This window comes from Streptomyces sp. 4N124 (assembly GCF_052245395.1).
In the GTDB taxonomy this organism is placed as follows: domain Bacteria; phylum Actinomycetota; class Actinomycetes; order Streptomycetales; family Streptomycetaceae; genus Streptomyces.
This window is the reverse complement of the sequence record NZ_JBQQBS010000031.1, coordinates 60043-83533: the sequence shown is the minus strand read 5'-3', so window position 1 is coordinate 83533 and position 23491 is coordinate 60043. Positions and strand designations below refer to the sequence as shown.

21 protein-coding genes are annotated in these 23491 nt (G+C 69.9%); 7 read left to right on the top strand and 14 right to left on the bottom strand.

The window, feature by feature from the left end:
- Window position 1: 1 nt before the first annotated feature.
- Complete coding sequence (locus ACTWQO_RS28205) at window positions 2-1141, bottom strand: 5-(carboxyamino)imidazole ribonucleotide synthase (protein ID WP_443240160.1); 1140 nt, start codon at window positions 1139-1141, stop codon at window positions 2-4.
- A gap of 162 nt (window positions 1142-1303) precedes the next feature.
- On the opposite strand from ACTWQO_RS28205, the gene ACTWQO_RS28200 reads away from it, so the two are divergent.
- Window positions 1304-1867 carry a GtrA family protein gene (locus ACTWQO_RS28200; protein ID WP_443240159.1) on the top strand — a complete coding sequence of 188 codons (564 nt, stop codon included), beginning with the start codon at window positions 1304-1306 and terminating at the stop codon, window positions 1865-1867.
- A gap of 155 nt (window positions 1868-2022) precedes the next feature.
- On the opposite strand, the gene ACTWQO_RS28195 is transcribed toward ACTWQO_RS28200, so the two are convergent.
- On the bottom strand, window positions 2023-3294 hold the full coding sequence (locus ACTWQO_RS28195) for an ATP-binding protein (RefSeq protein WP_443240158.1): 1272 nt from the start codon (window positions 3292-3294) through the stop codon (window positions 2023-2025).
- Between the two features lie 60 nt (window positions 3295-3354).
- Window positions 3355-4032 carry a response regulator transcription factor gene (locus ACTWQO_RS28190; protein WP_055614806.1) on the bottom strand — a complete coding sequence of 226 codons (678 nt, stop codon included), beginning with the start codon at window positions 4030-4032 and terminating at the stop codon, window positions 3355-3357.
- A gap of 335 nt (window positions 4033-4367) precedes the next feature.
- On the opposite strand from ACTWQO_RS28190, the gene ACTWQO_RS28185 reads away from it, so the two are divergent.
- From ACTWQO_RS28185 to ACTWQO_RS28175, 3 genes are all read left to right on the top strand, one after another.
- Window positions 4368-5906, top strand: coding sequence for a peptide MFS transporter (locus tag ACTWQO_RS28185; RefSeq protein WP_443240157.1), 1539 nt, complete (start codon window positions 4368-4370; stop codon window positions 5904-5906).
- Between the two features lie 88 nt (window positions 5907-5994).
- The gene (locus ACTWQO_RS28180) at window positions 5995-6486 is read left to right on the top strand and encodes a DUF2975 domain-containing protein (protein WP_443240156.1); all 492 of its coding nucleotides are present in this window, start codon (window positions 5995-5997) and stop codon (window positions 6484-6486) included.
- On the top strand, window positions 6486-6707 hold the full coding sequence (locus ACTWQO_RS28175) for a helix-turn-helix domain-containing protein (RefSeq protein WP_054237256.1): 222 nt from the start codon (window positions 6486-6488) through the stop codon (window positions 6705-6707). Before ACTWQO_RS28180 ends, ACTWQO_RS28175 begins: the two co-directional genes overlap by 1 nt.
- A 21-nt stretch (window positions 6708-6728) precedes the next feature.
- On the opposite strand, the gene ACTWQO_RS28170 is transcribed toward ACTWQO_RS28175, so the two are convergent.
- The 7 genes from ACTWQO_RS28170 to ACTWQO_RS28140 form a co-directional block, all read right to left on the bottom strand.
- Complete coding sequence (locus tag ACTWQO_RS28170) at window positions 6729-7835, bottom strand: NAD(P)-dependent alcohol dehydrogenase (protein ID WP_443240155.1); 1107 nt, start codon at window positions 7833-7835, stop codon at window positions 6729-6731.
- 353 nt (window positions 7836-8188) lie between these two features.
- Complete coding sequence (locus ACTWQO_RS28165) at window positions 8189-9523, bottom strand: hypothetical protein (RefSeq protein WP_443240191.1); 1335 nt, start codon at window positions 9521-9523, stop codon at window positions 8189-8191.
- A 62-nt stretch (window positions 9524-9585) separates the two neighbouring features.
- Window positions 9586-10677, bottom strand: a complete 1092-nt coding sequence (locus tag ACTWQO_RS28160) for a hypothetical protein (protein ID WP_443240154.1) — start codon at window positions 10675-10677, stop codon at window positions 9586-9588.
- The gene (locus ACTWQO_RS28155; protein WP_443240153.1) at window positions 10674-11531 is read right to left on the bottom strand and encodes a COG1470 family protein; all 858 of its coding nucleotides are present in this window, start codon (window positions 11529-11531) and stop codon (window positions 10674-10676) included. Before ACTWQO_RS28155 ends, ACTWQO_RS28160 begins: the two co-directional genes overlap by 4 nt.
- Window positions 11532-11570: 39 nt before the next feature.
- A complete protein-coding gene (locus tag ACTWQO_RS28150; RefSeq protein ID WP_443240152.1) occupies window positions 11571-12254 on the bottom strand; it encodes an LPXTG cell wall anchor domain-containing protein in 684 nt (227 codons plus the stop codon).
- A 193-nt stretch (window positions 12255-12447) separates the two neighbouring features.
- Window positions 12448-12930, bottom strand: a complete 483-nt coding sequence (locus ACTWQO_RS28145) for an ATP-binding protein (protein ID WP_362944601.1) — start codon at window positions 12928-12930, stop codon at window positions 12448-12450.
- Between the two features lie 203 nt (window positions 12931-13133).
- Window positions 13134-13511: an STAS domain-containing protein gene (locus ACTWQO_RS28140; protein WP_210588210.1), complete on the bottom strand. Its 378-nt coding sequence runs from the start codon at window positions 13509-13511 to the stop codon at window positions 13134-13136.
- A gap of 252 nt (window positions 13512-13763) precedes the next feature.
- Between ACTWQO_RS28140 and ACTWQO_RS28135 the strand changes: the two genes are divergently transcribed.
- Window positions 13764-14678 (top strand): RNA polymerase sigma factor SigF, encoded by a 915-nt coding sequence (locus tag ACTWQO_RS28135; RefSeq protein WP_443240151.1) that lies wholly within the window; start codon window positions 13764-13766, stop codon window positions 14676-14678.
- Between the two features lie 184 nt (window positions 14679-14862).
- Entirely contained in the window at window positions 14863-16371 is a 1509-nt protein-coding gene (locus tag ACTWQO_RS28130) for a ricin-type beta-trefoil lectin domain protein (RefSeq protein WP_443240150.1), read from the top strand.
- Window positions 16372-16378: 7 nt separating this feature from the next.
- Here ACTWQO_RS28130 and hutI read toward each other — a convergent pair whose 3' ends face one another.
- From hutI to hutU, 4 genes are read right to left on the bottom strand one after another with little or no spacing between them, the layout of a single operon-like run.
- Window positions 16379-17554 carry an imidazolonepropionase gene (hutI, locus tag ACTWQO_RS28125; RefSeq protein ID WP_443240149.1) on the bottom strand — a complete coding sequence of 392 codons (1176 nt, stop codon included), beginning with the start codon at window positions 17552-17554 and terminating at the stop codon, window positions 16379-16381.
- A gap of 32 nt (window positions 17555-17586) precedes the next feature.
- Window positions 17587-18924 (bottom strand): formimidoylglutamate deiminase, encoded by a 1338-nt coding sequence (locus ACTWQO_RS28120; protein ID WP_443240148.1) that lies wholly within the window; start codon window positions 18922-18924, stop codon window positions 17587-17589.
- On the bottom strand, window positions 18921-20165 hold the full coding sequence (locus ACTWQO_RS28115) for an allantoate amidohydrolase (RefSeq protein ID WP_443240190.1): 1245 nt from the start codon (window positions 20163-20165) through the stop codon (window positions 18921-18923). Before ACTWQO_RS28115 ends, ACTWQO_RS28120 begins: the two co-directional genes overlap by 4 nt.
- Before the next feature lie 35 nt (window positions 20166-20200).
- The gene (gene hutU, locus ACTWQO_RS28110; RefSeq protein WP_443240147.1) at window positions 20201-21865 is read right to left on the bottom strand and encodes a urocanate hydratase; all 1665 of its coding nucleotides are present in this window, start codon (window positions 21863-21865) and stop codon (window positions 20201-20203) included.
- 153 nt (window positions 21866-22018) lie between these two features.
- Here hutU and ACTWQO_RS28105 point away from each other — a divergent pair, with 153 nt between their 5' ends.
- Window positions 22019-23398 carry a diaminopimelate decarboxylase gene (locus ACTWQO_RS28105; protein ID WP_443240146.1) on the top strand — a complete coding sequence of 460 codons (1380 nt, stop codon included), beginning with the start codon at window positions 22019-22021 and terminating at the stop codon, window positions 23396-23398.
- Window positions 23399-23491: the final 93 nt, after the last annotated feature.

Here is a 23491-nt window from a genome sequence, read left to right as displayed (position 1 = left end):
CTCATTCTGTGATCGTGCCTCTCAGATAGCCGGCAGCGTGACGCGCGCGCTCCAGCACGTCGTCCAGGTCGTCGCCGTAAGTGTTGACGTGGCCCACCTTGCGGCCGGGCTTCACGTCCTTGCCATACATATGGATCTTGAGCTGGGGGTCGCGGGCCATGCAGTGCAGGTACGCGGGGTACATGTCGGGGTAGTCGCCGCCGAGCACGTTGACCATGACCGTCCACTTGGCGCGCGGACGCGGGTCGCCGAGCGGGAGGTCGAGAACGGCGCGTACGTGATTGGCGAACTGCGAGGTGATCGCGCCGTCCTGGGTCCAGTGACCGGAGTTGTGCGGGCGCATCGCGAGTTCGTTGACGAGTATGCGGCCGTCGCGGGTCTGGAACAGCTCGACGGCCAGGTGGCCGACGACGTCCAGTTCCTTGGCGATGCGCAGGGCCATCTCCTCGGCGCGCAGGGCGAGCGCCGGGTCGAGGTCGGGGGCGGGCGCGATGACCGTGTCGCAGACGCCGTCGACCTGACGGGACTCCACGACGGGGTACGCGACGGCCTGGCCGTGCGGCGACCGTACGACGTTGGCGGCCAGCTCCCGTACGAAGTCGACCTTCTCCTCGGCGAGCACGGGAACGCCGGCGCGGAACGGTTCCGCGGCCTCCTCGACGGTCCGTACGACCCACACGCCCTTGCCGTCGTAGCCGCCGCGGACGGTCTTGAGGACGACGGGAAAGCCGTCCCCCTCCGCCGCGAACGCGGCCACGTCCTGCGGATCGCCGACGATGCGGTGCCGCGGACAGGGCACGCCGATCGCATCCAAGTGCGCACGCATCACGCCCTTGTCCTGGGCGTGCTGGAGCGCGTCGGGGCCCGGGCGGACGGGGATGCCGTCCGCTTCGAGGGCCCGCAGATGCTCCGTCGGGACGTGCTCGTGATCGAAGGTGATCACGTCACAGCCGCGTGCGAAGGCGCGCAGCGTGTCCAGGTCGCGATAGTCGCCGATGACGACATCGCTGACGACCTGCGCCGCGGAATCCTGAGGGGTGTCACTGAGGAGCTTGAACCTGATGCCGAGCGGGATGCCTGCCTCGTGTGTCATACGAGCGAGCTGGCCCCCGCCGACCATGCCGACTACCGGGAACGTCACGACCCCAGGGTATCGGTCACGCCACCGCGGCCGGTTTCCGCGCCTTTCCCAGAGCTTTCCTCTGCCTTTCCCATGCATGTATGCGGCCGCACAGGCGTTTGGGCAGGCGGCTGGTTAGCATGGCTGAGTTGACGCATTCGACTGATGGGGGCCTGCACGACCATGGGACATGGTTCCTCGGGGCTTCATTCGGCCCCCCAAGCGCTACGGCAGCGCATCGACCTGCTGGTACGTGAGATCGCCAAGTTCGGTGCGGTGGGCGGCGCGGGGCTCCTGGTCAACCTCCTCGTGTTCAACCTGGTACGGCATGTCACCGACCTCCAGGTGGTCCGGGCGAGCGTCATCGCGACGGTGGTGGCCATCGCCTTCAACTACGTCGGGTTCCGCTACTTCACGTACCGCGACCGCGACAAGAGCGGCCGCACCAAGGAACTGACCCTGTTCCTGCTGTTCAGCGCGGTCGGCCTGGTCATCGAGAACGGCGTCCTCTACGCCGCCACGTACGGCTTCGACTGGGACAGCCCCCTCCAGTCCAACATCTTCAAGTTCCTCGGCATCGGCATAGCCACCCTCTTCCGCTTCTGGTCCTACCGCACCTGGGTCTTCAAGACCCTCCCGGCCCGTGAGGCCGTCTCCGACGCGGAATCGTTCCTGGCAGAACAGCGCACGGGTCCGCCGACGGAGGAACACCCAGCACCGGCGGGAGCAGGCCGCCACACCACGTAGACCAGCTGCCAAGCTGCGGGCATGCGTGCCGCCTGGGGCGGCACGGGTGGGCGCAGGCGGCACCCCGTCAGCGCCGGGCTGCGCGACCCACCCCCGGCCGGCACAAACTCCGGGCACCCAGCAAACCCAGGGCACCGCGCCCGACCACCCCCCGGCTACCGAACCGTCGGCTCCGAATCCCCCACCCGCTTCTCCGTAGCCGTACGAGACAGAAACAACCCGAACACCGGCGGCAAAGCCTGCAGCATCTCCAGCCGCCCCCCATCCGCCTCCGCCAGATCCCGCGCCACGGCCAACCCGATCCCGGTCGAGTTCCGCCCACTGATCGCCCGCTCAAAGATCCGCGCCCCAAGATCGGCAGGCACCCCCGGCCCTTCGTCCGTCACCTCGACGACCGCCTGATTCCCGGTGACCCGCGTCCGCAGCGCGACCGTACCGCCCCCATGCATCAGCGAGTTCTCGATCAACGCGGCCAGCACCTGCGCCACCGCCCCCGGCGTACCCACCGCATGCAGATGCCGCTTGCCCGAGCTGACGATCGCCCGCCCCGCACTCCGGTACGCGGGCCGCCACTCCGCGAGCTGCTGCTGAATGACCTCGTCCAGATCGAAGGTGACGGCGGAGCCGGTACGCGGGTCACGGGCGTTCGTCAGCAGCCGCTCGACGACATCCGTAAGCCGCTCCACCTGCGCGATCGCGATCGTCGCCTCCTCCTTCACCGTGTCCGGATCATCGGTAAGGGTGATCTCCTCCAGCCGCATGGACAGCGCGGTCAGCGGCGTACGGAGCTGATGCGAGGCGTCGGCGGCCAGTCGCCGTTCCGCGGTCAGCATGCGGGCGATCCGCTCGGCGGATCCGTCCAGCACGTCGGCGACCCGGTCCAGCTCCGGGACGCCGTACCGCTTGTGCCGGGGCCGCGGATCCCCGGATCCGAGCCGTTCGGCGGTCTCGGCGAGGTCGGTCAGCGGTGAGGCGAGCCGATTGGCCTGCCGTACGGCGAGCAGCACCGCGGCGATCACCGCCAGCAACGCCACGGCCGCGATGATCAGCAGCGTCCGCCAGACCTCACGGGTCACCACGGAACGGGGCTCCTGGACGGTGACCGTCTCCCCCTGCTCGCCCTTGCGCGTGGCGCTGATGGTGTCACCGGACGGCTTGGTGCCGATCTCGATGGGCTTCTCACCCGGGATCCGGACCTGCGCGTAGCGCTCCGCCGGCACCTGTTCGCGCAGCACGTCAGCCGTGACGGCCCCCGTGGCGATCAACCGGCTGTCCACGATGCTGGCCAGCCGGATTGCCTCGGAGTCCACCCGCTCCTGCGCGGTGCTGCTGATCGTCCGGGTCTCGACGATCACGAGGGAGAGGCCGAAGACGGCGATCACGACGAGCACCACGGCGAGCGTGGACTGGATCAGTCGACGGCGCATGGACCCGTACTAGTCATTGCTCAGCACTTCTCGCTGATCATTGCTCAGCACTTCCCGGACTCAGCTCTTCTCGAAGCGGAAGCCCACTCCGCGCACGGTGGCGATGTACCGCGGGTTCGCCGCGTCGTCGCCGAGCTTCTTGCGCAGCCAGGAGATGTGCATGTCGAGGGTCTTGGTCGACGACCACCAGGTGGTGTCCCAGACCTCGCGCATCAGCTGGTCGCGGGTGACGACCCGCCCGGCGTCCCGCACAAGGACCCTCAGCAGGTCGAACTCCTTGGCGGTGAGCTGGAGTTCCTCCTCGCCCATCCACGCGCGGTGCGACTCGACGTCGATGCGCACGCCGTGCGTGGCGGGCGGCTGCTGCGGCTCGGCGGCGCCGCGCCGGAGCAGAGCCCGGACCCGGGCGAGCAGTTCGGCGAGCCGGAACGGCTTGGTGACGTAGTCGTCGGCGCCCGCGTCGAGACCGACGACGGTGTCCACCTCGTCGGCGCGCGCGGTCAGGATGAGGATCGGGACGGTGTGGCCTTCGGCACGCAGCCGGCGGGCCACCTCCAGGCCGTCCATGCCGGGCAGGCCCAGGTCCAGGACGCACAGGTCGATGCCGCCCTGGATGCCGGCATCGAGCGCGGTGGGGCCGTCCTCGCGCACCTCGACCTCGTAACCTTCCCGGCGCAGGGCGCGGGCCAGCGGCTCCGAGATGGACGCGTCGTCCTCGGCGAGCAGTACACGGGTCATGAGGTGATGGTAGTCCGCGGATGACAAGAGCCGGGGTGTGATCGGAAGCCCGGATTCTTACCGCCCCATGGAGCGATTCTTACCTCGCCGCCACATCGCTACGAACCTCTGGCCGTAGGGTGCGATTCACGTAATGACCTTCGAAAGTATGCTCGCGGTTCCACCGGCGCCTGTGAACCGCGTCTCAAGTCCTTCCATATCCGCCGGTGTCCTGCCTTATGGTGAGTGAACGCCTGTAACACCGCAGGGACCTTTGGCAAGCATTTGACGCTGAAGGTCTCTTTTGTGTGTGCCCCCACCCACTCCAGGCGCGTCCCGACCAGCAAGGATCGACCATGGCGTCCAGCCTGACGAAGGACTCGGCCACCCCGGGCACCCCCGGTTCCGAGAAGACCTTCTTCGGCCACCCCCGCGGACTGGCCACTCTCTTCATGACCGAGATGTGGGAGCGGTTCTCCTACTACGGCATGAAGGCACTGCTCACCGTCTACCTGCTGTCCGGCGGCCCCGACGCCGGCAAGGACAGCATGGGCGGCGGCCTCGCCATGGACGTGGCCACCACGACGGTGATCGTCTCTGTCTACTCGGCGATGGTCTACCTCCTCGCCATGCCCGGCGGCTGGCTCGGTGACCGCGTCTGGGGTCCGCGCAAGACCGTGGCCATCGCGGCCGTCACCATCATGTCCGGCCACCTCGTGCTGGCGCTGCCCGGCGGCCAGGCGCCGTTCTTCGCGGGCCTCGCGCTGGTGGCAGCCGGTTCCGGTCTGCTCAAGGCCAACATCTCCACGATGGTGGGCCATCTGTACGACGGCCCCGAGGACCCGCGCCGCGACGGCGGCTTCACGATCTTCTACATGGGCATCAACGCCGGTGCCTTCTTCGCCCCGCTGGCCATCGGCACCGTCGGCCAGGAGGTCAACTGGCACCTCGGCTTCGGCATGGCCGCGGTCGGCATGGCGATCGGTCTGGCCGCGTTCCTGCTCGGCACGCGCAATCTGAGCCCGCAGAGCAGCGTCGTCCCGAAGCCGCTGGCGGCCGAGGAGCGCGCGGCCTGGCTGCGCAAGGGTCTGATCTGGGTGATCGTCGCGGCCGTGTTCTACGGCGTGGTCGGCTTCACCGGTCACTTCACCCTGAACTGGGCGATGATCCCGCTCACGATCATCGGTCTCATCGTCCCGGCGGGCGTGCTGCTGCGCATCAAGCGGGACAAGGACCTCTCGACGAACGAGCAGTCGAAGATGACCGCCTACATCTGGTTCTTCGTCGCCGCCGCCGTGTTCTGGATGATCTACGACCAGGGCGCGTCCACCGTCCAGGCGTTCGGTGAGGGCAAGGCGTCCGGCTCGATGCTGGGCTTCGACTTCCCGTCCTCCTGGTACCAGTCGCTGAACCCGCTGTTCATCATGGCGCTGGCCCCGGTCTTCGCCTTCGTCTGGGTGTGGCTGAACCGCAACGGCAAGGAGCCCAGCACCATCGTGAAGTTCGCGATGGGCCTGGTCCTGATCGGCGTCTCGTTCTTCTTCTTCCTCATCCCGCTCGGCATGGCGGCGAACGGCACCGCGGTCAGCCCGATGTGGCTCGTGGGCATCTACTTCATCCAGACCGTCGGTGAGCTGTGCCTGTCGCCGGTCGGCCTGTCGGTGACGACGAAGATGGCCCCGGCCAAGTACGCCAGCCAGATGATGGGCGTCTGGTTCCTCGCGGTCACCGCGGGCGACTCCATCACCAGCCTCCTCTCCAACCCGGCCATCGCCAGCGTCGACCTGAGCGGCAAGGGCGCCGTCTTCGGCGAGGCAGCCCTCGCGGTCCTCGCCGGATTCGCGGTGTGGATGTACCGCCGGAGGGTCAAGACCCTGATGGGCGACGTGCACTGACGCAGGCCCCATACATACGGCGAGGGCCCCTTGCTTCACCTATCGAGATTCGATAGATTCCCATCGTAGATCGATGGGAGGAGGGGTCGTGGGAACGCTGACCGTGCGCGCGCTGCGCGCCGTGCTCGTGGTGGTGCTCACCGGCACCGTGTTCGTACAGGCACTGATGGTGTGGGCGCTGGTCAGCGGGAGTGACCCGGAGGACGGGTCGCTCCCGCTGACCCCGCTGCGCGTGATCACGATCCTGGGCATCGGGACGGCCCAGGTCGCCCTGGTCTGCGTATGGCGACTGGTGACGATGGTGCGACGCGGAACCGTGTTCTCCCACGCCGCCTTCCGGTACGTGGACATCATCATCGGCGCGATCGTGGCGGCCGCTCTCGTGTGGTTCGCGGTCACGGCCATCAATGCGCCGGGCCAGCGGGAGGATCCGGGCGTCACCGTCATCATGGGCGGAGTGGGCGTGGCCGTCCTGGGAGTCGCGCTCATCGTGCTCGTGCTGCGGATGCTGCTCGCCCAGGCCGTCGCGCGCGATGTCGAAGCGGCGCAGATGCAGGCCGAGTTGGACGAGGTGATCTGATGCCGATCGCCGTCGACATCGACGTGATGCTGGCCAGGCGGAAGATGTCCGTGGGCGAACTCGCGGACCGCGTAGGGATCACGCCCGCCAACCTGGCGGTACTCAAGAACGGCCGCGCCAAGGCGGTGCGCTTCGCGACGCTCGCCGCGCTCTGCGAGGTGCTCAAGTGCCAGCCGGGCGACCTGCTTCGCTGGGAGGCCGAGGACACCGCGGGCGAATGAACCGCGGAGTTCAGGCGCCGGTCAGAGATGGAGGACCGGCTTGACGGCCTCGCCTGAGGCGGCGACTGCGGCGGCGTCGTTGATCCGGCTGAAGGGGAACGCGGTGACCAGGCGCTCCACCGGAAGGCGGCCGGCCGCGTGGAGGCCGATGAGATCAGGGATCAAGACGTGGGGAACGGACGCTCCTTCGACGATCCCGACAATCCGCTTGCTGCTGTTGACGATGTCGACGACATCGACCGACGCCTCCTGCCCGAAGGGTGCACCCACTACGGCGATGACGGCGCCGATGGCGGCGGCGTCGATGGCCTGGCGGAAGGCCAGCACATTGCCGCTGCTCTCCAGCACATAGCCCGCTCCGCCTCCGGTGAGTTCCCGGATGGCCGCCACCGGATCGTCGGTGGCGCCGGCGTCGATCGTGTCCGTGGCACCCAGTTCGGTGGCCAGCGCCAGTCGGCCGGGGTTCACATCGACGGCGATCACCCGCTCGGCCTGAGTGAGACTCGCGGCCATGACGGCAGCGAGGCCGACCGCCCCAGTGCCGAAGACGACGACCGAACCCCCCGGTGTCGGCCGCAGGACATTCAGCACCGCCCCGGCCCCGGTTTGGATACCGCACCCGAGCGGGGCGAGCGTAGCCAGCGGCACGTCATCGGGCACCTTGATCGCGTTGCGCTCTGTGACAAGGGCATGGGTCGCGAAGGACGACTGACCGAAGAAGTGCCCATGCCGCGGCGTATCCCGGTGCCACAGAGTGGGGCTGCCGTCCGGACGGGCACCGGTAGCGAAGTTGAGCGGCAGGAAATGGACACACTGACTGGGCAGACCCATACGGCAGCGAGCGCAGGCGCCGCATGAGGCGAAGGTGAGGACCACCCGGTCGCCGTGGTGGAGCGAGGTGACGCCCGCTCCGACCGCCTCCACCACGCCGACGCCCTCATGCCCCAGGACACCGGGAGGAGGGAACGGGGTGTCACCATCGCGAGCAGCGATGTCGGCGTGACAGATGCCAACCGCCTCGACGCGCACCAGCACCTCGCCCGCGCGCGGGTCGTCGATCAGCACATCCGCGACCTCGAAGTCGGCCCCCGGCTCCCAAACGACGGCGGCTGTTGTCTGCTTGCGCATGGCGGCTCCTTCCGTACGCCAGTTGCAGGGTCGTGAAATCGGGTCGTAGCTTCCGACCCGACGGGACAGACGAGGTCCCGGAGAAGAGTTTTCCGACGCCGGCCGAGCCGGGCACACGGCCCCGGCGCTCAGCGTCAACTGCCGGACGAGGTTCTCAATTGTACCAATCTGTCCACCCTCGGAAGGTGCGAGGAGCGCGGCCACCGTCGGCGCCCACCGGCATATGCCAGAAAGCCCGGGAGAGGCGGACGGACGCGCACACGGCGATCAGGCCGTCGTACGACATCAGTCGCCCGCCTCTGCCCGTGGCCGGCTGCGAGACCTGCCGGCACCTCGCGGAGCGGAGTGGTCCCTTACCGCAGACGCCTCCGCGGCATGAACGTGAACACCGCACCGCCCAGCAGTACAGCCGTCCCCGCCACCAAGCCCAGCGCCTTGAGGGTGCTGTGGTCGTCGGAACCGGTGGCCGCCAGGCCACCATCCGTCGACGACGAACCGCCGCCGGAGGCCGAACCGCCGGCGGAGCCGGAGCCGCCGCCCGAGGCACCGCTCGCCTGCTCGGTCGTGTCCAGGGTGAGGGAGACCTCCGACTTGGTCGGTGTGCAGGTCGTCGTCGTGCCCAGGGCCTCGACCGTCAGGACGCCCGGTGACAGCGTCGTCTCACCGCTCGCGCCCGGCTTGTACGTGCCGGTGAGGTCCGGGATCTCGATCGGGTCGCCGGACTTGATGGGCTCGGAGTTGGTGGGGCCCTCGACGTGGACCGTGCCACTGTCGGCGCCGCCCAGGGCCACCTCCATCGACGGCTTGACCGAGTCCGCCGGGATATCGGCGGGACTGTCCATCACCGACTTCTTGAACTGCACGGTGAGGTCGAAACTGCCGCCGTTCTTCTTGGCGTTGATCTGGACCGGCGAGGTGGCTTCCTTGTCCCCGATCGGCGTCTTGCACTGGTACGGGACCTGGACCTCCTTGCCGGTGAACTCGGTCTGGCCGCCGCCTCCCCCGCTGTCGCCTCCGCCCGTGCTGGAGCCGCCGGTGTCGGAACCGCCGGCCGAACCACCCCCGGCGTCACCGCCCGTCTCACTCTCACTCGGCGACGGGGTTCCCGTCGGCAGACCGGTCGGCAGCGTCGGCAGCCCCGTCGGCAACCCACCCGTCGTACCGCCCGAACTCCCGCCCCCGTCCGTCACCTTGATGGTCGCGGCCTTCTCCACCGCCTCCTTGGGCGAGCACTTGGTGTCCGTGGAGATCGGCTTGTTGACGTTGATGTTGTACGCGTCCGGCGTCAGCGTCACGTCACCCGCCGCCGTGAGCTTCAGCTTGCCCTTCATGTCGGACAGCTTCATGTCGCTGTTCTTGGGGATCGGCGGATTGGTCCGCGTACCCTGCATCGCGATGTCCCCGGTCTGGGCGCCGGCCGCCTTGAGGGTCCCGGTCGGCTGGACGGTGTCCTTCTCCAGGTCGAGGATGTCGGGGTTCTTGGAGGCGGCCTGGACGAACTTCCAGGTGATCTCGACCTCGTCACCCACCTTGGCCTCGGCGGGCGCGGTGATCTCCACCTTGGTGGTGCCCTGGACCGGCGGCAGCCCCGAGATGGCCGGCGGGATGCACTCGGTCGCGTAGGACACCTCGGCGGCCTGCGCGGGCGTCGCGGCGACGCCGATCAGGATGCCCGCGCCGCACAGCATCATGGCGACGCCCGCCGCACCCGTTCTGCGGCCACGGGCCGGTGTGACTCTCCTCGGCTTGCTCACGTCTGTCCCTTCCTGGTGGGAGTCGTAGGACTCGTCGGGCTGTCGTCGTGCGGTGCGGAGAGCGGACCGGCCGTGCCCGGATCGGAGTCCGGGGTGAACCACGGCAGGGTGGTGGTCGAGGTGGCAGGGGAGGGTACGTCTTCCGAAGGGTTCAACTTCGGGAGGCGGAGGGTCAGTTCGGGCATACGGAGCCTCGCGCGGCCGGTGCTGCGACGCGGCCGTACCCGGTCCACCACCGCCATCCCGACGCGGAACACCGCCGCCGGTACGACCAGGCAGACCAGGACCCAGAACAGGGTCACGCCCCAGGGGCGGCCCACGCCCCAGGGCTGCTCGGCAAGGACCTTCCCGCCGTACTTCAGCGACACGGTGTAGTCGCCGTGCGCGCCGCCGGACAGCTCGACCGGCAGCTCGATACGGGCCTTCCGGCCGGGCTCGACGGTGCCGCGCCACTGCTGGTCCTGCCACTCGGGCGCGAACACGCCGTGTGCGGTGCCGACTTGGAAGACCGGGTTCTTGATGGTGGACGTGCCGACGTTGCCGACGGTGAAGACGAGCGTGCGCGTGGGCGCCGCCCCGAACCAGGTGAGCAGCCCGCTGGACCCGTCGAGCCGCGTATCCGTCAGCACCGACAACCGCCCTCCGGCCGCCTCCGCGGGCAACGGCTCCACCGCATGCCCGGCGACCTGGAAGATGGCGTCGGCCTCCGCCTTCGCCCCGGTCACGGTGGCGACATGCACCACGCACGGGCACGGCACGGGCGGCTCCGCGACCGGCAGCTTCCGCTCGAACCGCCCCTCACCGTCCGTCGTCACCGCCCTCCCGTCCGCGTTGGCACAGGAGTTGGTCCCGCCGACGACGCCCCGGGACGGCACGGACTGCCCGCAGATCAGAATCATCAGCAGCGCCCGCTCCCGCCAGCCGCTCCCGGTGACGGTGATCGAACCCCCGGTCCCCGCCTGCGACTTGGACAGCTTGACTGCGGGCTTCTCCGCCGCTGCCGCGGGTGACACCAAGGGCGCCAGCAACAGCGCGAGCACCGCGACCAGCACCGCGACCAGCACCGGAAACCGCACCTTGCCCCTCACGTCACCGCTCCCGTCAACTCGACTTCCGTACGCGGCGATTCGGACACGTCACCGTCTTCGGCCGTACGGCGCCGCCGACGTCGTACGACTGCCAGCGCGGCGCCTGCCACTCCAGCAGCCGATCCCCCTGCCACCGCGCCCCACGGCACGCACCACACCGACGCCCCCGCCTCGTCCCGCGCCCCGCCCGCCGCCGTCACCGTCAGCCGCACGTCCACCGAGTCGAGGGCGGGGCGGTCGGGCCAGGGCTCGGTGAGTTCGATGCGGCGGCCGGGGGCCAGTTCGACGGGGAGGGTGCGCGGGGCGCGGTCGAGGACGCGGCGGCCGAAGAGGCCGTCGGCGCGGACGGCGAGCGTCGGCACGAGGACGGTCGTACCGCGATTGACCAGCTCGTACGAGATGCCGTCGGCGCCCACCGCCACGTGCTCGACGGTCAGCGCGGAGAGCTTGGGCCCGACGGCCCGCAGCCGCAGCGCCACCGTCCTGGACCCCCCGTCGCCGTCCCGCGCGACGATCGAGCCCGCGAGATCGCCGGGCGCGGCCCCCGTGGGAACGCTCACCGTGAAGGGAACGTCGGCGCGGGTACGAGCGGGCACCCGCACCGACCCTTCGGCGAAAGCGACCGCGACCCCGGTCCCCCGCAGCCGCACGGTGACCGGCTCCCCGCTCCGGTTGATCACGGACACCGTGTCCTGCAGAACCGCCCCGGGCGCGCCCTCGGCGTAGAAGGACGGCCGCCCACCGCCGGAGGGCGCGAGGGACCAGTCATCGGCGGAGGAGGCAGCGGACGCGGCGGGCGCGGCACCCGACAGCACCAGCAGGGCCAGCATCAGGACACGGAAGGCGGACGACATCGGCGGCTCCAGCAGTCGTACGACACAGACGGCGGCGGTTCAGCGTGCCGTCTGATTCCTCCGTGTCAGCCACAGGACACCGGCCGCCCCGGCCAGCAGCACTGTGCCGCCGAGGGTGCCGAGGGCGATGGCCGAGTCCTCGGGGCCGGTCTGCGGGAGTTCGGAGCCCGTGTCCGAGCCGGAGCCGGACTGGGTGGAGCCGGAGGCGCCCGCGGCGGCCGTGACGTCGAGGGTCAGGGAGGGGCCGGGGCTGTTGGACGGCGTGCAGGTCGTCGTCGTACCGAGCGCCTTGATGGTGAGGATGCCTGCCGTGAAGGTGACCTTGCCGGTCTTCTTCGGGGTGTAGGTGCCCGTCAAGTCACTGATTTTGATCGGGGTGTCGGCGGGGATGGCTTCCTGGTTGGCGGGCCCGGTGACATTCATCGTGCCGCTGTCGGCACCGCCCAGCTTGATGGTGGCGCTCGGGTTCATCGCGCCCTTGCCCAGTTCGACCGGGCTGGACGAGACACCCTTCTGCCACGACATCGTGATCTTGTAGCCGCTGCCGCTCTCGACGCCCTTGATGTCGATCGGCGAGACGGCACTCTTGTCCCCGATCGGCGTCTTGCACTGGTAGTTCACGTCCACGACCTCGGCCCGGGCTGCGGGGGCGGCCATCAGCACCGCCGAGCCGGCCAGGGCCGCGACGGACGCGAGCGCGGCGGTTCGTTTCCGGTACGACACGATTCCGCTCCCTCTCAAGTTCCTGACGGCACATCAGATCGAGCCGTCAAGGTACGCCCGCCCATGAAAGGAGGGAAGACAAAGGAGGTGTTGGAAATGTGCCGAAGCAAGAGCGCCCCCGAAGGGGCGCGGGGAACTGCGCGACAAGCCACGAACAACCCGCAGCCACAAGACAACCGAAGCCCTACGGCGCTTAGGCGGGCGCCCCCAACTCGGCCCAGACGGTCTTACCCGCGACGCCCGGAGTCCGTACGACCCCCCAGTCCAGACAAAGCCGCTGCACGATGAACATCCCATGCCCACCCGGCCGCCCGGCCCGATGCGGCGTCCGAGGCGACGGCTGCCCCGCCCCCCGATCCGACACCTCGACCCGGATCACCTTGTTGTCACAGGCGATCCACAACTCGTCCGGCCCTTCGGCGTGCAGACACGCATTGGTGACCAACTCGGAAACGACCAGCAGAACGTCCTCCGCGGCGGCCCGCTGGTCGGCAGTCGCGGCCGGCATCCAGCCCCACGCATACAACGCCTGCCGAGTGAAGTCACGCGCCAGCGGAACAACCCCACTCTCCCCGCCGAAGCTCAGCCGACGGACCTGGCGCCCGGCAGACGGCACGGACGCACCGTCCTCGGGCCCCCCGGAATCGCCGGAGGCGTGGGGCCGGGTGGTGCTCATCAGCGCTTCACCTCACCGATTCACCAGTTCACGATTCAAAAGTCACTACACGGTCAGTACGGCTGTACGGGCAGTACGCGGTTCTCCTGCCCTGCCGGACCGGGGGAACACCCCCGTCTTCAGCCACAGCGGCGGTACGGAGGGTGCGACGCCCGGAAACCGCCGGTCCCGAAGGGGCGGGCGGGGCGCTCATACCGGCCGATTCAGCCGGTCGGGTCGGCCAGAGCCGCCTCGAGCGAGTCATGCACGGTGAAGACCGCTTCGGCCCCCGTGATTTCGAACACACGCGCCACCACGGGCAGCATCCCGGCGAGATGTACGCCGCCTCCGGCGGCCTCCGCCTTGAGCCGAGCGCCGAGGAGCACATTGAGCCCGGTCGAGTCGCAGAACTCCAGACGCGAGCAGTCGACGACCAGCCTGCTGAATCCTTTGGCCAGACACTCTTCGAGTGGCTCACGCAACAAATCGGCGGTGTGGTGATCCAGCTCACCCGCCGGGGTCACGACGGCACTGGGGCCCTCTTCCCTGACCTCCACCAAAAGCCGGCCAGACTGTGCGCTGCCGACCGTGCCGCGGTCCATGCCGTCTCTCTCTCCCGACGTCGTGACTGCTGACTGACGCCCTCGAACACTACGCCTTCCCTACGACCTCCGACACCCGAACATCCGCCCAGAATCGGACATTTCCCCACAGAACGCACTTGCGGGAGGCTCGGTAAACCGGGTAGGGCTAGTAGGGACACGAAATCAAACACGGCCGGCTTTGGAGGCGCCGCACACCGCAGTGCACGCACAGGCTTCGGCAGCCATATGCCGAGAACGATGGAGGACATCATGTCACCCCGGCTCGACGCATCGCATACCCATACAGCGACGTCGACATCCCCCCCGGAACATCTGGATCCCATCGCGGACGCGGACGTACCCCCAGAGCAGGACGACCTGCTCGCCGGTCTTCCGGACATCCCCCCGTACGACGAGGTGGGGCCGGTGGACGCGCGGGCCCTGTCCAAGACCCTCTTCGAGCGGCTGGAGTCGCTGGAGGAAGGCACGCACGAATACTCGTACGTCCGTAACACGCTCGTCGAACTCAACCTCGCGCTGGTCAAGTTCGCCGCCTCCCGCTTTCGCTCCCGCAGCGAGCCGATGGAGGACATCATCCAGGTCGGCACCATCGGCCTGATCAAGGCGATCGACCGCTTCGAGCTGAGCCGCGGTGTGGAGTTCCCCACCTTCGCGATGCCGACCATCGTCGGCGAGATCAAGCGCTTCTTCCGCGACACCTCCTGGTCCGTGCGCGTACCGCGCCGACTGCAGGAACTCCGGCTCGACCTGGCCAAGGCCGGTGACGAGCTGGCCCAGAAGTTCGACCGCGCCCCCACGGTCGGGGAACTCGCGGAGCGGCTCGGTCTGTCGAAGGACGAGGTCGTCGAGGGCATGGCGGCGTCCAACGCCTACACCGCCAGCTCGCTCGACGCCCAGCCGGAGGAGGACGACGCCGAGGGCGCGCTCGCCGACCGGATCGGCTACGAGGACCACGGGCTCGAAGGCATCGAGTACGTCGAGTCGTTGAAGCCGCTGATCGCCGAACTGCCGTCCCGGGACCGGAAGATCCTGTCGCTGCGCTTCGTCGCGGGCATGACCCAGTCGGAGATCGGCGAAGAGCTGGGGATCTCGCAGATGCATGTGTCACGGCTGCTGTCGCGGACGCTGGTGCGGCTGCGGAAGGGGCTGACGGTCGAGGAGTGACCGAGTCGTAGAGGTGAGAGCGCGGTCCGGCCCAACTGGCCCGGGCCGCTTCTCATTTCGGTTGCTGATCGGTTGCTGATTTCGGTTACCCGGAGATACGTCTTTCCCCAAAGGTCTCCCTCCATCACTATGGGCACCCCAAACTGGCCGGTACGTCAGGACGGGAGGCGAGGAGGGGCCGGCGATGGCGCAGGGCGACACAGGGAACGGCGTGCACTCCGGGGCGTCCGACGCGCGGCTGACCGAGCTGCTGCGCGCCGACACCCCGACCGCGTACCCGGCGCTGCAGGAACTGCGCGAACGCCACCGCCCTGCCGTCCTCGCCTACGCCCGCCTCTGCACGACCAGCGAGTCGACGGCACGGCAACTCGCCGCCCAGGCCTTCACCCTCGCCGCCCGCGAGACGGCACGCGGCACCGACCCGAGCGTGCCCTGGCGGCACCGGCTCCTGCTGCTGGCCGGACAGGTCGCCGCGTCGTGGGCCAGGGACGAGCGGGCGGCGGGAGTGGAGGCGGGCCTGCTGCTGGTGCTGAACACGGCAGCACCGGTCCCCTCGATGCTCCCGGCGTTCCAGACGCTCCCCTCCCGCACGCAGGGCCTGATCTGGTACGCGGTGGTGGAGCGCGAACCCGACGAGCGCACCGCCGCGCTGCTCGGCCTGACCCGCGCCGACGTGACCTACGGCACGGCCCCCGCCCTCCAGCAGCTCGCCCAGGCCTGTCTGCGCAGCCGCCTCGCCGCCTCGGAGGACCCGCGCTGCGCGGACTTCCGCCGCCTCATCGAGGAGGCGGTACGGCCGGACAGCCCACGCGACAGCGCCGACCTGCATGCCCACATGGCCCACTGTCCGCACTGCACGGCCGCGTTCGAGGAACTGTCGGCGCTGCGTGACTCCCCGCGCACGGCGCTGGCGGAGGGGCTGCTGCCGTGGGCGGGGACGGCGTACGTCCTCAGCGACACGAGCGAGCCGAGGAGCAACAGCCGTACGGCTACGGGTACTTGGCCGCAGTCCCGCCGCTTCGCGCTTGCCTCGGCCGTGCTGGGCGTGGCCCTGGTGCCGCTGTTGGTCTACCTGTTGTCGCCGGACGGGTCGTCGTCCGTGGGCGCGGCGGGCTCGGTCACCACACCGCCGGGTGCGCCGCCGGTGACGGTCACGGCGACGGTCCCGGTGAGCCCGTCTCCTTCCCCTTCGGCGACCTCCAAGTCACCGTCCCGGTCCCCATCGCCCTCCGCCTCGCCGAGTTCGAAGCCGCCGAAGTCGCCTTCGCCCTCACCGACGTATGAGCCGCCGGGTGGGACGTATGCCCAAGTGGTGAACTCGGCGTCGGGGCTGTGCCTGGACATCCGCGACGGGGAGATGGAGCAGGGCAAGGATGTCATCACGGCACCGTGCGGTGAGTCCTCTACGCAGCGGTGGCGGGTGGACGCGGGACGGGGTGTCGTCCAGTCGTCCGCCGACCCCGACTACTGCCTGGACAGCCGGGGTGCCACCGACAAGGGCGTGGGCATCTGGGAGTGCGCGTCCGTGGACGGGAGCAACGGGCAGAACCTGAAGTTCGCGGTGGGCGGTGACGGGGTGATCCGTCCGGCGATCGCTGTCGAGACGGCGGTGACGCCGGTTGGCGGCGGGGGTGTGGGGCTGGTGGCGGTGAGCGGGGGTGCGGAGCAGCGGTGGCGGGCGGGGGCGCGGTGAACGGTTCTCAGACCAGCCGCTCGCCCCGGCGCCAGACGCCGGAGACCAGCGGTACGCCCGGCCGGTAGGCCAGGTGGACGTGGCTCGGGGCGTCGAGGAGGGTGAGGTCGGCCCGGGCGCCCGGGGTCAGGTGGCCGATGTCGTCGCGGCGGAGGGCTGCCGCGCCGCCTGCCGTGGCCGACCAGACCGCCTCGTCCGGTGTCATCCCCATGTCCCGTACCGCGAGGGCGATGCAGAAGGGGACGGATGAGGTGAAGGACGAGCCCGGGTTGCAGTCGGTGGAGAGGGCGACGGTGACGCCCGCGTCCAGGAGGCGGCGGGCGTTCGGCCACTCGGCGCGGGTGGAGAACTCGGCGCCGGGGAGGAGCGTGGCGACGGTGGCGCTGTTCGCGAGGGCGTCGACGTCCGCGTCCGTGAGGTGGGTGCAGTGGTCGGCGCTGGCGGCGTCGAGTTCTACCGCGAGTTGGACGCCGGGGCCGTAGGAGAGTTGGTTGGCGTGGACGCGCGGGTGCAGGCCCTTCGCCTTGCCGGCCGTGAGGATCGTGCGGGCCTGGTCGCCGTCGAAGGCACCCTTCTCGCAGAAGACGTCGATCCAACGGGCGTACGGGGAACAGGCGTCGAGCATCTCGCCGGTGACCAGGGCTACGTACGCGGCGGGGTCGTCGGCGTAGTCGGGGGACACGATGTGCGCGCCCATGTACGTGACCTCGTCCGTGTGCCGGGACGCGAGGCGCAGGGCGCGGGACTCGTCCTCGACGGTGAGGCCGTAGCCGGACTTGGTCTCGAAGGTCGTGGTGCCCTGGCTGAGGGCCTCGGCGAGGTAACGGGTGAGATTGCGCTCCAGTTCCACGTCGCTCGCCGCGCGCGTCGCGGCGACGGTCGTACGGATGCCGCCCGCGCTGTAGGACCGGCCGGACATCCGGGCGTTGAACTCGGCGGTCCGGTCGCCCGCGAAGACGAGGTGGGAGTGGGAGTCGACGAAGCCGGGGAGGACGGCCCGGCCGCCGGCGTCGACTCGATTGTCAGTGGCGGGTGCTTTGCTTGATTCACCGGTCCACGCGATGCGGTCGCCGTCGATGACGACGGCCGCGTCCTGGATCAGACCGAGGGGAGATCTGTCACCGAGGGAGGGGTTGTTGGTGACCAGCGTGGCGATGTTGGTGATGGCGGTGCTGCTGCTCATGGCGTCCTCGTGGGTGCTGGGTTCGGCGGCCGTCAGGCGCGCAGGGCATCGACTGCCCGCGCGAGAGCTTGTGGCACATCGGATACGAGGACGTGCGCCCCGTCTCGTACGACATGCCGCCCGCCGACGATCGTGTGCCGTACGTCCGCTGCCGTCGCGGCGAATACGGCCGTCTCGGCGCCGAGCCTGGGCAGCGGCCCCGCAGTTCTGACCGAGTCGAGGGCGATCGTCGTGAGGTCGGCGAGAGCGCCCGTCTCGATGGTGCCCGCGTCGCCCCAGCCGAGGGCCGCGTGGCCGTCGGCGGAGGCGGCGCGCAGCAGGGCGGCGGCCGTCCAGTGACCGCGGGTGCGGGAGCGCAGCCGCTCGTTCAGCTCCATCGCGCGTGCCTCTTCGAGCAGGTCGATGACGGCATGGCTGTCGGAGCCGAGGGAGAGTGGGGAGCCGGCTTTCTGCAGGGCGACGGCGGGCCCGATGCCGTCGGCCAGGTCCCGCTCGGTGGTCGGGCACATACAGGTGCCGGTGGTGCCGGCGCCCAGGAGCCGGATGTCCTCGTCGGTGAGGTGGGTGTTGTGCACGCCGGTGGTGCGCGGCCCGAGGACCCCGTGCTCGGCGAGGAGCTGGGTGGGCGTGCACCCGTGGGCCTGACGGCAGGCGTCGTTCTCGGCGGTCTGCTCGGACAGGTGCACATGGAGCGGGGCCCGCCGCTCCTGAGCCCACCGCGCCACGGTCGCCAACTGGTCGGCGGGCACGGCCCGTACGGAGTGAATCGCCGCACCGATCCGCGCGTGATCCCGTTCCTTGAGAACTGAACAGCGTTCTGCCCAGGCGTCCGCGCTGCCGTCGGAGAAGCGGAGCTGGTGGGTGTTGGGCGGCTGTCCGAAGCCGGAGGAAAGGTAGGCGGTGTCGAGGAGGGTGATCCGGATACCGGCGTCGGCGGCTGCCGCGATGAGGGCTTCGCCCATGGCGTTGGGGTCGGCGTAGGGGGTGCCGCCGGGGGCGTGGTGCACGTAGTGGAACTCACCGACGGACGTGATGCCGGCGAGAGCCATCTCGGCGTACACGGCACGGGCCAGCGCGTGGTAACTGTCCGGGGTCAGCCGGTCGGCGAACGAGTACATGACCTCGCGCCAGGTCCAGAAGGTGCCGGAGCCGACCTGGACGGTGCCGCGCAGGGCACGGTGGAAGGCGTGACTGTGGGCGTTGGCGAGCCCGGGGAGGGTGAGTCCGCGGAGGATGTCGGCGCCGGGGGGCGGGGTGTCGACGCCCTGGCGGACGGCGGTGATCCGACCCTCGCTGATGTCGATCGCGACGCCCGGCTCGACGTGGGTGTCGAGCCAGGCGTGCTCCAGCCAGTAGGTCTTCGGTGTCACCTGCGGGCCAGCCCTTCCAGTACGTCGGCGAGTGCGGTCACCCCGGCCACGCAGTCGTCCTCGGCCGCGAACTCGGCCGGGGAGTGCGAGACGCCCGTGGGGTTGCGCACGAACAGCATGGCGGTCGGGATGGTCCCGGAGAGGATCCCGGCGTCGTGTCCGGCCCCGGTACCCAGCACGGGCACCTTCAAGTCGGTGTCCTTGCCGAGGAGGCGGCCGAGTTCGTCGCGCAGGGCGTGGTCGAACTCGACGACGGGCGTGAAGGACTCCCGTACGACGTCGAGGTCGATGCCGTGCGCGTCGGCGTACTCGCGGGCCGCCTTCTCGACGCCGCCGACCACCGCGTCCAGGCTCTCCTGGTCGGCGGCACGGGAGTCGAGCCAGCCACGCACCAACGAGGGAATCGCATTCACCCCGTTCGGTTCGACCACGATCTTGCCGAAGGTGGCGACCGCACCGGCGAGTTGAGCCTCCCTGCGGGCGGCCAGCACGGTCTCGGCGTACGACAGCATGGGGTCACGCCGGTCCGCCAGCCGCGTGGTTCCGGCATGGTTGGCCTCACCCCGGAAGTCGAACCGCCACCGCCCGTGCGGCCAGATGGCACTGGCGATGCCGACCCGATCGCCGCTGAGGTCCAGCGCCCGCCCCTGCTCGACATGCAGCTCGACGAACGCGCCGATACGAGCGAGCCGTTCGGGGTCCGGCCCGATGGCCTCCGGGTCGTACCCGGCGGCCTCCATGGCCCGCGGCAGCGTCACCCCGTCCCCATCGGTCAGCCGATGCGCCTGCTCGACGGTGAGCTGCCCGGCGGCCAGCCGTGACCCGACACAGGCCAGCCCGAACCGCGCGCCCTCCTCATCGCCGAAGTTGACGATGGCGAGGGGCTTGGTGAACCGGGTGCCGCGCCGCCGCAGTTCATCGAGCGCGGCGAAGGAGGACACGACCCCGAGGGGCCCGTCAAAGGCCCCACCATCGGGCACCGAATCAAGATGCGACCCGGTGACGACGGCGTCCCCCTCGGCCGGGTCCCCGAGCCACGCCCACTGGTTACCGTTCCGGTCGAGCTCATACGTCAGCCCACGTGCCTCAGCCTGCGCCCGGAACCACTCCCGGCACTCGACATCGGCACCGGTCCAGGCAAAACGCCGGTACCCGCGGGACTCGGGATGACGACCGATGGGGAGCAACTCCCGCCACATCTCCTGAAAGGAGACGGCAGCCCCGCCAGGCTGAGCCCTCACCGGACGGTTGCCGCCCCGCTCACTTCCCGGCAGGGTCACGCGTTGTCACCCTCGCGCATAGGCACCCGCACGCCCCGCTCATCCGCAGCCGACTCCGCGATGTCGTACCCGGCATCCACATGCCGGATGACACCCATCCCGGGGTCATTCGTCAGCACACGCCGGAGCTTCTCGCCGGCAAGCTTCGTACCGTCGGCGACCGAGACCTGACCCGCGTGAATCGACCGCCCCATACCGACCCCACCGCCATGGTGAATGGACACCCAGGACGCGCCGGAAGCCACGTTCACCATCGCGTTCAGCAGAGGCCAGTCGGCAATCGCGTCGGAGCCGTCCAGCATGGCCTCGGTCTCCCGGTACGGAGACGCCACGGACCCGCTGTCGAGGTGATCCCGCCCGATCGCCAGCGGCGCGGCCAGCTCACCGCTCGCCACCATGTCGTTGAACCGCTCACCGGCCTTGTCCCGCTCGCCGTACCCGAGCCAGCAGATACGCGCGGGCAGCCCCTGGAAGTGGACGCGCTCACCGGCCATCTTGATCCAGCGGTGAAGGGACTCGTTCTCGGGGAAGAGGTCGAGGATCGCCTTGTCGGTCTTGGCGATGTCGGACGCCTCACCGGACAGCGCGGCCCAGCGGAAGGGTCCCTTGCCCTCGCAGAAGAGGGGGCGGATGTAAGCGGGGACGAACCCGGGGAAGGCGAACGACCGGTCGTACCCGGCGAGTTGGGCCTCGCCACGGATCGAGTTGCCGTAGTCGAAGACCTCCGCACCGGCGTCCATGAAACCGACCATGGCCTCGACATGACGGGCCATGGACTCACGCGCACGGGTCGTGAAACCGGCGGGGTCCTTCGCGGCGTAGGACGCCATGTCGTCGAAGTCGACGCCGAGCGGCAGGTACGACAGCGGGTCGTGAGCGGACGTCTGGTCCGTCACGATGTCGATGGGGGCGCTCTCGGCGAGCATGCGCGGCAACAGCTCCGCCGCGTTGCCGAGCAGGCCGATGGAGAGCGGACGCCGGGCGTCACGGGCCTCGACGGCGAGCTGGAGGGCGTGCTCCAGGGAGTCGGCGCGCACATCGAGGTACCGGTGCTCGATGCGCCGCTCGATGGCGCGCGGGTCGCAGTCGATGCAGATGGCGACGCCGTCGTTCATGGTCACGGCGAGCGGCTGGGCGCCGCCCATGCCACCGAGTCCGGCGGTGAGCGTGATCGTCCCCGCCAGGGTCCCGCCGAACTTCTTCGCGGCGACCGCGGCGAAGGTCTCGTAGGTGCCCTGGAGGATCCCCTGCGTGCCGATGTAGATCCAGGAGCCGGCGGTCATCTGGCCGTACATGGTCAGGCCGAGCTGCTCGAGGCGGCGGAACTCCTCCCAGTTGGCCCAGTCGCCGACGAGGTTGGAGTTGGCGATGAGGACACGCGGCGCCCACTCGTGGGTCTGCATGACGCCGACGGGGCGGCCGGACTGGACGAGCATGGTCTCGTCCTGCTTGAGGGTCTTGAGCGTCCGCACCATCGCGTCGAAGGAGCGCCAGTCGCGGGCGGCCTTGCCGGTGCCGCCGTAGACGACGAGCTTGTCGGGGTGCTCGGCGACCTCGGGGTCGAGGTTGTTCTGCAGCATCCGCAGGGCGGCTTCCTGCTGCCATCCCAGGGCACTCAGTTCCGTACCGCGCGGGGCTCGTACGGGGCGGGGTCCTGACATGGTCTGCCTCCTAGCGGATTGTTGCTGACGTTATTCACATCCTGGCTTCATGAATAGAACTAGTCAATACATTGTCGCGTCGGCATGGGTAGGTGACCGGTGTTTGGCTGGATACACAGGCTGGACGCGGGCAACGACATGACGGGGGATGCCATGGACAACATCACTGACCACCGCGAGAGCGGCCTCGACCGGACCGGCCGCCGCGACGAGGCGGTCCGCGCGGCCGTGGAGCAGGGGCTGCTCGGCCCGGACACTCCCATCGTCGGGCTTCTCGACGTCACCGGCATCCGGGAGTCGGCGGCCGAGCTGCGGGCGGCGTTCGACGCGGTCGTGGCGCCGGGGACGCCGGTGCTGCACGCCTTCGCGGTGAAGGCGACCCCGCTGGTGCCGGTGCTGCGGCTGCTGCGGGACGAGGGGATCGGCGCTGAAGTCGCGAGCCCGGGTGAGCTGGCCCTGGCGCGGGCGGCGGGGCTGTCGCCGGACCGGACGGTGCTGGACTCGCCCGCGAAGACCCCGGCCGAGCTGCGCGAGGCGCTGGCGCTGGGGATCGCCGTCAACGCGGACAATCCGCAGGAGCTGGACCGTATCGACGGGCTGATGAAGTCCGCGATCAGTCGCTCGCCCCTGGGGATCCGGGTGAATCCGCAGGTCGGCGGGGGTTCCATCGAGGCGACTTCCACGGCCACGGCGACCTCGAAGTTCGGGGTGGCGCTGCGGGACGAGGGCGCGCGGGAGTGGGTCGTACGGGCGTATGCCGTGCGCCCGTGGCTGACGCGGCTGCATGCGCACACCGGGTCGCAGGGCATTCCGCTGTCGCTGATGGCGCGGGGCACCGCGGAGACGTTCGCGCTCGCCGAGGAGATCAACCGGCGGATCGGGCGGCCGCAGATCGACACGATCGACATCGGCGGCGGGCTGCCGGTGAACTTCGCCTCGGACGCGACGACGCCGACGTACGCGCAGTACGCGCGGGTGCTGCGGGAGGAGGTGCCGGGGCTGTTCGACGGGCGGTACGGGCTGGTGACCGAGTTCGGGCGGTCGTTGCTGGCCAAGCACGGGACGGTGGTGGCGCGGGTCGAGTACGCCAAGAGCGCGGGCGGGCGGCGGGTGGCGGTCACGCACGCGGGCGTGCAGGTGGCGGCGCGGACGGTGTATGTGCCGGGGTCGTGGCCGCTCAGGATCGCGGCGTACGACGGGAAGGGGCGGCCCAAGGAGGGGCCCGAGGTGGTGCAGGACGTGGCCGGTCCGGCGTGCTTCGCGGGTGATCTGCTCGCCGAGGGGCGTGCGCTGCCCCTGCTGGAGCAGGGCGACTATGCGGCGGCGCTGGACACGGGCGCGTACTACTTCGCGCACCACTACGCGTACAACTCCCTCGCCCGGCCAGGAATTTACGGCTTCGCGCCGGACGGCTCCGGGGGTGTCGCCTTCGCGACGGTGCGGGAGCCGCAGAGCATCGACGAGATCGTGGCCGAATCGGGAGGGGCGCACGCGTCCGCTCTCACTACCCTTCGCGCACCCGGGCGCCCTTGACGCGCCCCGGCGCAGCAGCGGCTCAACAGCCGGGGAAACAGGGTCAGTTGACCCACGTTAGCCACTCGCCGCATGTTCCACTGGAAAATGCCA